This window comes from Pseudomonas sp. BN102 (genome assembly GCF_029871245.1).
GTDB lineage: Bacteria > Pseudomonadota > Gammaproteobacteria > Pseudomonadales > Pseudomonadaceae > Metapseudomonas.
Genome location: NZ_SSON01000070.1, coordinates 71,837 through 84,730 on the forward strand (window position 1 = coordinate 71,837; position 12,894 = coordinate 84,730).

The 12,894-nt window shown below is 66.6% G+C and carries 14 protein-coding genes; 8 read left to right on the forward strand and 6 right to left on the reverse strand.

What is annotated here, in order from left to right; genetic code table 11:
* Nucleotides 1-6: 6 nt before the first annotated feature.
* Nucleotides 7-1,254, reverse strand: coding sequence for a diaminopimelate decarboxylase (lysA, locus tag E8F12_RS16570; protein WP_280326315.1), 1,248 nt, complete (start codon nt 1,252-1,254; stop codon nt 7-9).
* Between the two features lie 14 nt (nt 1,255-1,268).
* Nucleotides 1,269-1,409, reverse strand: a complete 141-nt coding sequence (locus E8F12_RS16575) for a lipoprotein (protein ID WP_151138324.1) — start codon at nt 1,407-1,409, stop codon at nt 1,269-1,271.
* Between the two features lie 140 nt (nt 1,410-1,549).
* Here E8F12_RS16575 and E8F12_RS16580 point away from each other — a divergent pair, with 140 nt between their 5' ends.
* The 4 genes from E8F12_RS16580 to rnk all read left to right on the forward strand — a co-directional run bounded on the left by E8F12_RS16580 (nt 1,550) and on the right by rnk (nt 3,671).
* Nucleotides 1,550-2,593 carry an AraC family transcriptional regulator gene (locus tag E8F12_RS16580; protein ID WP_280326316.1) on the forward strand — a complete coding sequence of 348 codons (1,044 nt, stop codon included), beginning with the start codon at nt 1,550-1,552 and terminating at the stop codon, nt 2,591-2,593.
* Between the two features lie 11 nt (nt 2,594-2,604).
* Nucleotides 2,605-2,937, forward strand: coding sequence for an iron donor protein CyaY (gene cyaY / locus E8F12_RS16585; protein ID WP_280326317.1), 333 nt, complete (start codon nt 2,605-2,607; stop codon nt 2,935-2,937).
* Nucleotides 2,918-3,121 carry a DUF1289 domain-containing protein gene (locus E8F12_RS16590; RefSeq protein ID WP_280326318.1) on the forward strand — a complete coding sequence of 68 codons (204 nt, stop codon included), beginning with the start codon at nt 2,918-2,920 and terminating at the stop codon, nt 3,119-3,121. The genes cyaY and E8F12_RS16590 overlap by 20 nt, the downstream gene beginning before the upstream one ends.
* A gap of 142 nt (nt 3,122-3,263) precedes the next feature.
* Nucleotides 3,264-3,671, forward strand: coding sequence for a nucleoside diphosphate kinase regulator (gene rnk / locus E8F12_RS16595; RefSeq protein ID WP_280326319.1), 408 nt, complete (start codon nt 3,264-3,266; stop codon nt 3,669-3,671).
* Nucleotides 3,672-3,827: 156 nt separating this feature from the next.
* Here rnk and E8F12_RS16600 read toward each other — a convergent pair whose 3' ends face one another.
* From E8F12_RS16600 to argH, 4 genes are all read right to left on the reverse strand, one after another.
* Nucleotides 3,828-6,665, reverse strand: a complete 2,838-nt coding sequence (locus tag E8F12_RS16600; protein WP_280326320.1) for a class I adenylate cyclase — start codon at nt 6,663-6,665, stop codon at nt 3,828-3,830.
* 104 nt (nt 6,666-6,769) lie between these two features.
* Complete coding sequence (locus E8F12_RS16605; RefSeq protein ID WP_280286804.1) at nt 6,770-7,012, reverse strand: TIGR02647 family protein; 243 nt, start codon at nt 7,010-7,012, stop codon at nt 6,770-6,772.
* A gap of 72 nt (nt 7,013-7,084) precedes the next feature.
* Entirely contained in the window at nt 7,085-7,363 is a 279-nt protein-coding gene (locus E8F12_RS16610) for a hypothetical protein (protein WP_280326321.1), read from the reverse strand.
* Nucleotides 7,364-7,585: 222 nt separating this feature from the next.
* Entirely contained in the window at nt 7,586-8,980 is a 1,395-nt protein-coding gene (gene argH / locus E8F12_RS16615; RefSeq protein ID WP_280326322.1) for an argininosuccinate lyase, read from the reverse strand.
* A gap of 217 nt (nt 8,981-9,197) precedes the next feature.
* Here argH and E8F12_RS16620 point away from each other — a divergent pair, with 217 nt between their 5' ends.
* The 4 genes from E8F12_RS16620 (at nt 9,198) to E8F12_RS16635 (ending at nt 12,879) form a co-directional block, all read left to right on the forward strand.
* Complete coding sequence (locus E8F12_RS16620; RefSeq protein ID WP_280326323.1) at nt 9,198-10,280, forward strand: sensor histidine kinase; 1,083 nt, start codon at nt 9,198-9,200, stop codon at nt 10,278-10,280.
* A complete protein-coding gene (locus E8F12_RS16625) occupies nt 10,277-11,023 on the forward strand; it encodes a LytTR family DNA-binding domain-containing protein (protein ID WP_151138304.1) in 747 nt (248 codons plus the stop codon). Before E8F12_RS16620 ends, E8F12_RS16625 begins: the two co-directional genes overlap by 4 nt.
* 147 nt (nt 11,024-11,170) lie before the next feature.
* Nucleotides 11,171-12,112, forward strand: a complete 942-nt coding sequence (gene hemC, locus E8F12_RS16630; RefSeq protein WP_280326517.1) for a hydroxymethylbilane synthase — start codon at nt 11,171-11,173, stop codon at nt 12,110-12,112.
* Nucleotides 12,109-12,879, forward strand: a complete 771-nt coding sequence (locus tag E8F12_RS16635; protein ID WP_280326324.1) for a uroporphyrinogen-III synthase — start codon at nt 12,109-12,111, stop codon at nt 12,877-12,879. Before hemC ends, E8F12_RS16635 begins: the two co-directional genes overlap by 4 nt.
* Nucleotides 12,880-12,894 lie beyond the last annotated feature (15 nt).

Below are 12,894 nucleotides of genomic sequence, written 5' to 3' on the forward strand. Positions count from 1 at the left end.
GCGCCCTCACTGCGGCAGCAGGCTTTCGCCGGCGTAAAGGTCTTCGATCGTTTCGCGGCGGCGGACCTCGAAGGCCTGCTCGCCGTCCACCAGCACTTCGGCGGCGCGGCCGCGGGTGTTGTAGTTGGAGCTCATAACGAAACCGTAGGCGCCGGCGGAACGTATCGCCAGCAGATCGCCCTCGGCCAGCACCAGCGTGCGTTCGCGGGCGAGGAAATCGCCAGTTTCGCAGATCGGGCCGACCAGGTCGTAGGTACGTTCTTCGCCGGTATGGGGCTGCACCGGCACCACGTCCATCCAGGCCTCGTAGAGCGCCGGTCGGATCAGGTCGTTCATGGCCGCGTCGATCACGGCGAAATCCTTGTGTTCAGTGTGCTTGAGGTATTCCACCTGGGTCAGGAGCACGCCGGCGTTGGCGACTATCGAGCGACCGGGCTCGAACAGCAGCGCCAGGTTGCGGCCCTGGATGCGCTGACGCACGGCCTGGATGTAGTCGCCGGGCAGCGGCGGCTGCTCGTCGCGGTAGCGCACGCCGAGGCCGCCGCCGAGGTCGAGGTGGCGGATCGCGATGCCGCGCGCTTTGAGGCGGTCGATCAGCGCCAGCAGGCGGTCGAGGGCGTCGAGGAAAGGCTCCAGGCTGGTGAGCTGGGAGCCGATGTGGCAGTCGACGCCGATCACGTCCAGGTTCGGCAGGGTGGAGGCATGGGCATAGACGGCTTCCGCTTCGTCGATGGCGATGCCGAACTTGTTTTCCTTGAGGCCGGTGGCGATGTAGGGATGGGTGCCGGCATCCACGTCGGGGTTCACCCGCAGGGACACCGGGGCCTTCACTTCCATGGCCGCGGCCACGTTCTGCAGGCGTTCCAGCTCGTTGCGCGACTCGACGTTGAAGCAGTGCACGCCGGCCTCCAGGGCGCGGCGCATGTCGTCGCGGCTCTTGCCGACGCCGGAGAAGACGATGCGCGAGGCATCGCCGCCCGCAGCCAGCACGCGCTCCAGCTCACCGCTGGAGACGATGTCGAAGCCCGCACCCTGGCGCGCCAGCAGGTTCAGCACGCCGAGGTTGGAGTTGGCCTTGACCGCGTAGCAGACCATGCCCGGCGCACCGGCGAGGGCGTCGGCATAGGCCTGGTACTGGGCCTCTATATGGGCTCGGGAATAGACGTAGGTAGGCGTGCCGAACCGGGCGGCGATATCGGACAGCGCCACGCCTTCCGCGAACAGCTCACCGTCGCGGTAAGTGAAAGCGTCCATGGCGACTCTCCCGGTCAGCGGATGTACACGTCTTTCTGGTGTTCTTTCGCTGCTTTTTCGTCGTCCGGCAGATAAAGCGGGCCTTTCTGGCCGCAGCCGGCCAGCAGACAGGCGACGGCGAGCAGGGCGACGAAGGGGGCGTGGAGTCGCTTCATGACGGAATCCTTGCAGAAAACGTGAATTGTTCCGGAGTATACCGACCCCCCGACGCCTTGCCTATTCGGCGGAATTCCCGTCCGGCGTGGCCTGCGGGCCTGCGCGGGGCTAGCATTGGCCCCTGGAAAAAGGAGATCCCATGGACATCGGCGCATCCCTTGCCGGCTCCGTCTCGATCGCCTATCTGCAGGGACTGGTGGAGCACCTTGGGCAGATCGGCGTGGCCCCGGCCGAGCTGCTCGGGCATGTGCAGCTGACCCCGGCCATCCTCGCCCAGCGCGACCAGCGGATTGCCGCCAGCGCCTACCTGGACCTACTCGGCGAGGCCGCGCGCCTGTCCGGCGACCCGCAGCTCGGCCTGCACCTGGGCGAGGCCGTGCGGCCCGGCTACTACGGTGTGCTGGGTTACCTGCTGATGAGCTGCGCCACCCTGGCCGACGCCCTCCATCGACAGGCGCGCTATGCGTCGCTAGTGGGAGACCTCGGCCGCGTGGAGCTGGCCGACGAACCCGTGCGCGAAGGCCTGGAGCCGCAGGTGGCGCACAGCTGGCAGCCGCTTTTGCCGCAGCAGCGGGCCCTGCTGGCGGAGGAGACCCTGGCCGGCTGGGTGACTTTCGGGCGCTGGATAACCGGACTGGACATCCCGCCCACCGAGGTGCGCTTCCAGCATCCGGCGCCGGCGGACGTCTCGGAGCATCAGCGCATCTTCCGCTGCCCGGTATCGTTCAACCAGGTGGACAACGCCCTGGTCTTTCCCCGGCGCCTGCTGTCGACGCCGCTCGGCCAGGCCGACGCCGAGGTCCGCCGCCTGTTCGATGCCTATGCCGAGCGCCTGCTCGGAAAGTTACGCCAGGGCCATAGCGTCCTCGATCGCGCCCGCGAGTCGCTGGCTGCCCAACTGGCCGCCGAGGGGCCGGACCTGGAGCGGCTTTCCGAGGCCCTTGCCCTCAGCCCGAGAACCTTGCAGCGCCGCCTGCGCGATGCCGGGTTATCCTTCAGCCAACTGGTGGACGAGACTCGCCAGCAGCTGGTGCTGCACTATCTGCGCGATCCGGCCCGGGAACTGGCCGATATCGCCTTCCTGGTCGGTTTCAGCGAGCCTGGCTCCCTGGCCCGCGCCTTCCGTCGCTGGACCGGACAGAGCCTCGGCGAGTACCGTCGCCCTTCACACCCTATGCCCTGAGGTAAACCCCGATGAGTTTGAGCGAAGCCCGATTCCACGACCTGGTCGATGCCGTCCAGGAGCAGGTGGAAGACGCATTCGATGACAGTGACCTGGACATTGACCTGGAGAACAGCGCCGGCGTGCTCACCGTGCGCTTCGAGAACGGCAGCCAGGTGATCCTCAGCCGCCAGGAGCCGCTGCGCCAGCTCTGGGTGGCGGCGCGCTCGGGGGGCTTCCATTTCGACTACGACGAAGCCAGCGGCCGCTGGATCTGCGACAGCAGCGACGAGCCCCTGGGCGAGCTGCTTAGCCGCGTGACCCGCGAACAGGCGGGCGAAGACCTTGAGTTCGACGAGCTCTGACAGCGCGCCTGCGGCACGCCACCCGTCGCCTTGCGTCCGACGTTGCTGTCTGGACGATACCGACGTCTGCGTAGGCTGTGGTCGAACCCTGGCGGAAATCTGCGAGTGGAACCAGGCCAGTGACCCGCGCCGCCGCGAGATCTGCACCGCCGCCCAGCAACGGCGGCGGCCGATGCCCGGCTGACCGGGCGGTCTTGCCAATCGCCGCCACCCTGACGTACTGTCGGGCATCCGGACAAGTTGTCCAGCCAGACGTATTCTGAAACCCCGCCTTCGGGCGGGGTTTCGCTTTTTTCGAGTCACGTACAAGGAGTATTGCCTTCGCCATGAACAACCAGCCGACCATCACCATCACTCGTCTCGACCTGCAGCGCCTCGAGCGCCTTCTCGATAGCCTGGAGGAGTTCGGCCCCGGTGCCGAGGCACTGGAGAGGGAGCTGGCGCGCGCCCAGGTGGTCGGCCACGAGGAGGTGCCGCCGGGCGTGGTGACCATGAACTCCCGCGTGCACTGCCGCGAAGAAGGCAGCGGCAAGGATTACCACCTGACCCTGGTCTACCCGGAGGACGCGGGCGGCGACGGCAAGGTCTCGATCCTCGCTCCGGTGGGCAGCGCGCTGCTCGGCCTGTCCGTCGGCCAGCACATCGACTGGCCGGTTCCCGGCGGCAAGACCCTCCAGCTGACCCTGCTGGCCGTCGAGTACCAGCCCGAAGCAGCCGGCGACTACGCCCGCTGATCCCTCCTCGCCGCCCCGCCGGCTCAGTCCTGTCGGGCTCTGCTGTCGTAGGGGCGATTTCAATCGCCAAGCGGATCGCAGGTTCGCCCTTCGAGAATTGTGTGGGGCGGCTACGCCACCCTTGGCGAATGAATTCGCCCCCACGGAAGAGCCGGCTCAGCCGTCCTGCAGGGCCCGATTCAGCCGTTCTTCCAGCTCCACCTTGTAGCGCAGGTAGTGGACCGTCTGTGCCTGCCCCTTGCCCGGGACCCGAGTCAGGTCGAGGTCGGTGATGTAACAGGGGTAGCGCTCCGCTTCGCGGCGCTGGGCGAGGATGTGCCTGGCTACCGCGGCAAACACCCCCGCGCCGTATTCCAGCCCGGAAAACTCCTGGTGATTGCAGTAGAGGGTGACGTGCACCATGCCCTGCTCGGCTGGCTCGACAATGGCCTGTACATCGTAGAAGGGATGGCTTACCGCCGCGGTGGGCGCGATCCGGCGCTCGAGCTGGCGGCCCTGATGCACCACTTCGTAGTAGAAGATCTCCGGCGCTGGCGGCAGTTGGGGGCTGTCCAGCGGTAGCTGGGCGTTGCGTCGGTAGAGCAGCGACTGCAGGAAGCGATGCAGCGGCGTCAGCAGGCTCTGCTCGTCGCGGAAGGGCAGGTGCTGGCGCCAGAGCGCATTGTGCTCGTCCAGCAGGCTGATCTCGGCGCTGTCGCCATCCTGGCGGTAGAACACCTGTATGCAGTCGGGCCTGCCCAGGGGCAGGATCAGTGCCAGGTCCTGGTCTTCCAGGGCGTGGCGATCCAGTTGCAGCGGGCTGTAGCCCGGCAGGTCGCGGCCCAGGTGATCCACCAGGGCCGGCAGGTCAGCCAGGCCGACATGGCGAACCTGGCCCGGCTGCAGTTGCAAGACGTGGAAGCGCTGCTGGATCTGCAGCAGGAAGCGCGGCACGCCGGCGGCGCCGAGCAGCTTCTGCGCGTCGGTGAACAGCTCTTCCACCCGCTGGCCGATGGCCTGGGCACGGTTGCGGCAGAAGCAGCGCACCCGCAGGCCCGGCTGGGCGCTGTCGGCGGGCAGGCCGTTGAGGTAGTCGCGCAGGCAGCCGAGCAGGGCATCGAGCCCCTCGAAGCGGCTAACCAGCAACTCGTTCCAGCTGTTCAGGGTCACCTGGTCGATAGTCAGCACCAGGTTGTCGCGCAACCCGGAATAACCGAGGACGTCGGTGCGATCGGTGGTCAGGTGGAGATTCTTCTGGCTGTGCTGCTTCAACGGGTCGATGCCGACGTTCACCAGCAACAGCACCTCGGTCGGCACCGCGGCGTGCAGCAGGGCGTTTTCGTCCACCTGGCCATGGGGCTGGGGGAATGCCTGCTGCAGGCTGGCCAGCAGGTTGGTCAGTTCGAACTCGGTCAGGTCGCTGCTGCCTGGATGCAGCGAGAGGCGGGTGCCGGCGTCGATCACGCCGTTGCGGTGGCACCAGGCGAGCAGGGCGACCAGCTCGCGGCTGCGCTTGAGCGGGGCGAAGTCCTGCCATTCCAGTGCGTTCAGGCTACCGGCGAAAAGCGCCCACTGGGTTTCGTCCCTGGCCTCCGGGCTGGGGCATTGCACCAGGGTGAGAGTGTCTTCGGCGATATCCGGGGCTATCCCCGGGTTGATGAATTCCACCTTGCCGGCCTTGCGCTCGAATGCGGCGTAAAGACGCCGGCCGAGTATGCCCAGGTCGCGGCGGCTGAGCGTGCCGCTGGCCTGTTCGCTGCGGGCGAACTGGGAGAGGAAGCGGTAGCTGTAGGTCAGCTCGTTGACCAGGGCGCGGCGCTCGGCGAGCACCTGGCGCACCTTCCACTGGCTGCGGCTGTCGAGCATCGCCAGCTGGCGCTGTTGCCAGTTCCAGTTGGCGGTCAGGCGCTCCAGCAACAGGCGCTGCCAGCTCTTGTTGCGATTGCGCGGTGGCCGGCTGAGCTTCTTGTTGACCTTGAGGTAGAGGCAGCGGCGGATCAGCTCCAGGCGTTCCGGTTCGCCGCGGCCGAGCAAATACTCCTCGAGGCGGCGGTAGACCACCATGTAGGGGTCCAGCTCGTCGAGGTCGAGACGGTTGGCGTAGACCGCTTCCTTGAAGCGCAGCGACAGACAGGCCACCTGCGGGTGCTCGCTGGCGTAGACCTCAGTGAGGAGCAGTTTGAGCACCGACTTGTAGGGCGACTCGATGCCCTTGAACAGCTGCCACATGCTGGCGCCGATGAACTCGCCGGGCGGGATGTGCGCCAAGTGGCCGAGGTCGAGCACTTCCTCGGCGCGGATGAAGCGCTTGGACAGCAGGGTCTGGCTGTACTCGACGTAGCGCGTCTCCTCGTACACCGGCACCAGCCACCAGAGCGGGGTACGCCCGGCGAGCCAGATGGCGGTGCGGTAGAACTCGTCCAGCAGCAGGTAGTGCTGGGTGGTGCCGCAATCGTCGGAGGTCAGCCGCGCTTCGCGATCGCCCTGGGTGAATCGGGCGGGGTCGATCAGGAAGAAGTGCGCCTCGGTACCCTGGCTGGCGGCCCATTCCTCGAGCGCGCTGCACTTGCGCTGCAGTTCGGCGATGGCGGCGGCGTCCAGTTCCGGCGCATGGCAGACCCAGATGTCCATGTCGCTCTGTTCGGCCTGGGCGATGGTGCCCAGGCTGCCCATCAGGAACAGGCCGTGGATCGGTTGCGGTTGCGGACCGCGGCGCGTCTTGTAGGCGAAGGAACGTGTCAGCCGCTGGGCCTCGGCCAGCAGTTCCTCGTCCGGTTCGAAGGCGGCGACCCCGGCGGGTGTGGTGCCGGAGACGTAACCGGGCAGCAGGGGGTGGTTGACGTGGAAGAGCAGCGGCAACAGCCGGAGTACCAGCTGCTGGCGCGTTGAAAGCGCCTGCATGGCGCGGGACAGGCGGCCGTCGTTGACCTTGAGAAAGCGTGCGCGCAGCTGCGCGAGGACCTTGCGGTCGATGCCGTCGTCAATGTCCGGGCGGATTTCCTGGGTGCGCGTCATGCTCTGTTCTTGTCCCGATGCTGGTGGCCAGACCGGCAGTGTTCACTGCCGGCAGGCCTCCGCATTGTATCGCCCGCGATGTTGCCGTCTTGAGCGGCGCGGGGTCAGGCGGGTTCGGGTTGGAGGATGGTGCGCAGGGCCTGGACGTGTTCGGCGGCGTCGAGACCGAGGCTGGTCAGGTAGCCGCCGTCGGCCTGGGTGATCAGGCCTTTCTGGTGCAGTCGCATCACCGCGGCCTGAGCCTTGGGATTGGCGCTGTTGTGGACCTTGATGCCCTCCTGGGTGTTGTCCAGGTTGAACAGGGCCAGCAGTTCGAATTCAGCAATGAGTTCGGGGGTGAAGACCATGGTCGCTCCTTGTTCTTGTCGTACTGCGGAGGTCGGCGGATGCCGGCCGGAGTCATGGGAGTGTAGGCGAGGTCAGGCCTGATCTTCCGGCAGGTCCGGCAGCGCCCGCAAGGCCTTTTCGTACCATTCGCCATCGAAGGGCCGATCGGCCTTGAGCATGGCGTCTATCTCGTAGGCCAGCACCAGGGCCATCAGCTGAAGGATTTCCTCGCGCTCGTAACCCACCAGGCTCAGCTTGTTGAAGGTGGCGCGGGCGGCGGGCGGGCTGTCGGCCTCGATCTGGTTTTCGATGGCCTGGATCAGGGTGGCTTCGGCGAAGGATTCTTCGCCGTCATCAATGTCGTCGGTCATGGCGGATTCCCGGTTTGCGATGGCGGGAGTGTGCCATGCCTGGACCCGCCCCGGGGGCACCCTGGCAACTGCAGATTGGTTCAGAGCAAGCAGGATATGCCTGCTTTCCCAGCGGGATCGCTGGCGTACAGGGCGGATGTCGGCATTTTCTGCGTGGTCGCGTGCTCCGCCAGGACGGCGGAGCACGGAACGGCAGTGGCCGGTCCGCCCAGTGCGGGTGTCTCAGCGTGCGGCGAGCAGGGCCTTGCCGCGTGCCACGGCGGCGCGCACCTGGTTCGGTGCGGTGCCGCCGATGTGGTCGCGGGCGTTGACCGAGCCTTCCAGGGTCAGCACGGCGAATACGTCGTCGCCGATCTGGTCGCTGAACTTGCGCAGTTCCTCGAGGCTCATCTCGGCCAGGTCCTTGCCGTTGTCCACGCCGTACTTCACCGCGTGACCGACGATTTCGTGGCAGTCGCGGAAGGGCAGGCCCTTGCGCACCAGGTAGTCGGCGAGGTCGGTGGCGGTGGAGAAGCCGCGGCGGGCCGCCTCGCGCATGATCTCGCGCTTGGGCTTGATGGCCGGAACCATGTCGGCGAAGGCGCGCAGGCTGTCGCGCAGGGTATCGGCGGCGTCGAACAGCGGTTCCTTGTCTTCCTGGTTGTCCTTGTTGTAGGCCAGCGGCTGGCCCTTCATCAGGGTCAGCAGGCCGGTGAGGGCGCCGAACACCCGACCGGACTTGCCGCGCACCAGCTCGGGCACGTCGGGGTTCTTCTTCTGCGGCATGATCGAGGAGCCGGTGCAGAAGCGGTCGGGCAGGTCGATGAACTGGAACTGGGCGCTGGTCCAGAGCACCAGCTCTTCGGAGAAGCGCGACAGGTGCATCATCGCCAGGGCAGCGGCGGCGCAGAATTCGATGGCGAAGTCTCGGTCGGACACGCCGTCCAGGGAGTTGCCGCCAACGGCGTCGAAACCGAGCAGCTGGCAGGTGATCTCGCGCTGGATGGGGTAGGTGGTGCCGGCCAGGGCGGCTGAGCCCAGCGGCATGCGGTTGACCCGCTTGCGGCAATCCACCAGGCGCTCGTGGTCGCGGCTGAGCATCTCGAACCAGGCCAGCAGGTGGTGGCCGAAGGTCACCGGTTGGGCGGTCTGCAGGTGGGTGAAGCCGGGCATGATGGTGTCCGCTTCACGTTCGGCCTGTTCAAGCAGGCCCTGCTGCAGTCGGGTGATCTCGCCGAGGATGGTGTCGATCTCGTCGCGCAGCCAGAGGCGGATGTCGGTGGCCACCTGGTCGTTGCGGCTACGCCCGGTGTGCAGCTTCTTGCCGGTGACGCCGATGCGGTCGGTCAGGCGCGCCTCGATGTTCATGTGCACGTCTTCCAGGTCCACGCGCCAGCCGAAGCTGCTGGCCTCGATCTCGCCCTGGATCTGTTTCAGGCCGTCGATGATGGCATCGCGTTCCGCATCGCTGAGCACGCCGACCTGTGCCAGCATGGTGGCGTGGGCGATGGAGCCCATGATGTCGTGGCGATACAGGCGCTTGTCGAAGTCTACGGACGCGGTGAAACGGGCGACGAAGGCGTCGACGGGCTCGCTGAAGCGGCCACCCCAGGACTGGTTGGTCTTGTCGGTGCTCATGGGTTCACTCGGTGCAAAGGTGAAAGAAAGCCGATGGGCCGGAAAATACCGTCGATAATAACAGTGTTGCCGGAAAAACCGGCGCGGCCTGTCCGGTCGGGGATGGGGCAGATTGCCGGGACCTTCAAGGACGCGCCGTGGGTTTGATGGTTCAGTACAGGCTTTTGCCCGGCGACCCTGGCTCGCCGCCTGCCGGGCTATTGGGGATATGTCCGGGATGCAGAAGCGCCTGAAAAAGAAAGCGCGTTCCAGAACCGTCAACGACGACTTCTTCCTGCCCGAGCTCTGCCTGCCCGAGGCCCTGCTCGGGCTGGTGCTGCTGGCCGAGCTGCTGGTGCTGGTGCTGGTGCTGGCCGAGCCCATGCTGCCAAGCTTCAACTGGGTGCGCTTGGCCCTGACGTCGCTCTTCGTGCAATGGATAGTGCTGCTCTCGGCCGCCTTGCTGTGCCAGCTGCGGCCACTATTGGCGCGCCTGCGTGCGGCAATTGCCGGCGGCCTCTGCTGCGCCCTGGTGGTGGGCCTGACCCTGGCGGGCACCGCCTTGGCCGACTACTTCAACCTCGGCGGACCGCTGCCGCGCGATGGCGAGGTCAACCTCTACCTGCGCCATGGGCTGATCAGCCTGATCATGTCGGCGCTGCTGCTGCGCTACTTCTACCTGCAGAGCCAGTGGCGCAAACAGCAGCAGGCCGAACTTCGGGCGCGCATCGAATCCCTGCAGGCACGCATCCGCCCGCATTTTCTCTTCAACAGCCTGAACAGCATCGCCAGCCTGGTGGTGATCGACCCGGACAAGGCCGAACAGGCCGTGCTCGACCTTTCCGACATCTTCCGCGCCAGCCTGGCCAAGCCCGGCACCCTGGTCGATTGGGGCGAGGAACTGGAACTGGCGAAACGATATCTCTCGATCGAGCAATATCGTCTCGGAGAACGGCTACAGTTGGATTGGCAGGTGGATGAAGTTCCGGAAGATCTGCCCATCCCCCAGTTGACGCTGCAGCCCTTGCTGGAGAACGCCCTGATCCATGGCATCCAGCCGCGCATCGAGGGGGGGCTGGTACGAATCGAAGCGGATTATCGAGACGGCATGTTCCGCCTCTGCGTGAGCAACCCTTACGAAGAGGTCCAGGGGCAGTCGCCCTCGCGTGGTACCCAGCAGGCTCTACGCAATATCGACGCCCGCCTGACGGCACTTTTCGGGCCGCGGGCAAGTCTCAGCGTGGAGCGCCGTGACGGCCGCCACTTCACCTGTCTACGCTATCCTTGTGCGAGACTCACGCAGGAAGCCCGTGCGATATGAATGTCCTGATCGTCGACGATGAACCCCTAGCCCGCGAGCGCCTCAGCCGTCTGGTCGGCGACCTCGAGGGGTACCGTGTCCTGGAGCCTGCCGCCAGCAATGGCGAGGAGGCACTCACCCTGATCGACAGCCTCAAGCCGGATGTGGTCCTGCTGGACATTCGCATGCCTGGTCTGGATGGCCTGCAGGTGGCCGCCAGGCTCTGCGAGCGCGAGGCGCCGCCGGCGGTGATCTTCTGCACGGCCCACGACGAGTTCGCCCTCGAGGCCTTCCAGGTCAGCGCCGTGGGCTATCTGGTCAAGCCGGTGCGCTCCGAATCCCTGGCCGAGGCGCTGAAGAAGGCCGAGCGACCTAACCGTGTGCAACTCGCTGCGCTGACCCGTCCTGCCGCGGTCAGCGGGAGCGGTCCCCGAAGTCACATCAGCGCACGCACCCGGAAAGGCATCGAGCTGATCCCCCTGGACCAGGTGATCTTCTTCATCGCCGACCACAAGTACGTGACCCTGCGCCATGAGCACGGTGAGGTCCTGCTGGACGAGCCCCTGAAAGCGCTGGAAGACGAATTCGGCGACCGCTTCGTGCGCATCCACCGCAACGCCCTGGTGGCGCGGGAACGGATTGAGCGCCTGCAGCGCACCCCGCTGGGACACTTCCAGCTCTACCTCAAGGGCATGAACGGGGAGGCCCTGACGGTTAGCCGCCGCCATGTTGCCGGCGTGCGCAAGTTGATGAACAACTTGTAGTGCGCTGTTGGCAGCCAGGGCCGTTGGAGGTGGTCTGATCCTCGCCTGTTGCGTTTCTTCGACAACCCATGTCGTTCCGCGACAACCGCCCGCGCCCAGGCCGTACGCGGGCCTGTTATGATTCCGGGATAACCGCTTCCGGAATTGATCATGTCCCGCGAGATCCGCATAGCCACCCGCAAAAGTGCCCTGGCCCTGTGGCAGGCCGAATACGTCAAAGCCCGACTGGAGCAAGCCCACCCCGGCCTCAAGGTCAGCCTGGTGCCCATGGTCAGCCGTGGCGACAAGCTGCTCGATGCGCCCCTGGCGAAGATCGGCGGCAAGGGCCTGTTCGTGAAGGAGCTGGAAACCGCCCTGCTGGAGAACGAGGCCGATATTGCCGTGCACTCCATGAAGGACGTGCCAATGGACTTCCCCGAAGGGCTCGGCCTCTATTGCATCTGCGAGCGTGAAGATCCGCGCGATGCCTTTGTCTCCAACCGCTTCGACAGCCTCGACGCTCTGCCTTCCGGCAGCGTGGTCGGCACCTCCAGTCTGCGTCGCCAGGCCCAGCTGCTGGCCCGCCGGCAGGACCTGAAAATCCAGTTCCTGCGCGGCAACGTGAACACCCGCCTGGCCAAGCTGGATGCCGGTGAGTACGACGCCATCATCCTCGCTGCCGCCGGCCTGATCCGCCTTGGCTTCGAGGATCGCATCCGCTCTTCCATCAGTGTCGAAGACAGCCTGCCGGCTGGCGGCCAGGGTGCCGTGGGCATCGAATGCCGCACAGGCGACAGCGAAATCCATGGCTTGCTGGCGCCGCTGCACCACCAGGACACCGCCCTGCGGGTCACCGCCGAGCGCGCCTTGAACAAGCGCCTCAACGGCGGCTGCCAGGTGCCCATCGCCTGCTACGCCGTGCTCGAAGGCGACCAGCTCTGGCTGCGCGGCCTTGTCGGCCAGCCCGATGGCGGCCAGCTGCTTCGCGCCGAAGCTCGCGCCGCCGCTGTCGACGCCGAGGCCCTCGGCGTCAAGGTCGCTGACGAATTGCTGGAACAAGGCGCCGAGGAGATCCTCAAGGCCGTCTATGGCGAGGCCGGTCACCCGTGACGGAATGGCGGTTGCTGCTGACGCGCCCGGCCGAGGAGTGCGAAGCCCTCGCCGCGACCCTGGCCGAACAGCAGGTCTACAGCAGCAGCCTGCCGCTGCTGGCCATCGAACCCATCGCGGAAACGCCGGAGCAGCGCGCGATCGTCTTCGACCTCGATCGCTATTGCGCCGTGGTGGTGGTCAGCAAGCCGGCGGCGCGCCTTGGCCTCGACCTGCTCGATCGCTACTGGCCGCAGCCTCCGGCCGAACAGCGCTGGTTCAGCGTTGGCGCGGCCACCGGCGCCTTGCTCGAAGACTACGGCCTGTCCACCTTCTGGCCGGCAGCCGGTGACGACAGCGAAGCCCTGCTTGAGCTGCCGCAACTGGCCGAGGCCCTGACCGTGCACGACCCCAAAGTGCTGATCATGCGCGGCGAGGGTGGCCGAGAATTCCTTGCCGAGCGCTTGCGCGGCCAAGGTGTCGCGGTCGACTATCTGGAACTCTACAGACGCTGCCTGCCGGACTACCCGGCGGGCACCGTGGCGCGCACGGTCGAGGCGGGACGCCTGAACGGCCTGGTGGTCAGCAGTGGTCAGGGCCTGGAGAACCTCCTGCGCCTGGCCGGGCAAGCCTGGCCCGAACTGGCCCGCCTGCACCTGTTCGTGCCCAGCCCGCGGGTAGCCGAGCAGGCCATCGCCGCGGGCGCCAAGAATGTTGTGGATTGCCGTGGCGCGAATGCCGCGGCCTTGCTGGCGGCGCTCGAGCTGTATCCCGCGCCGGCCCCTTGATGCGAAGGATGGATA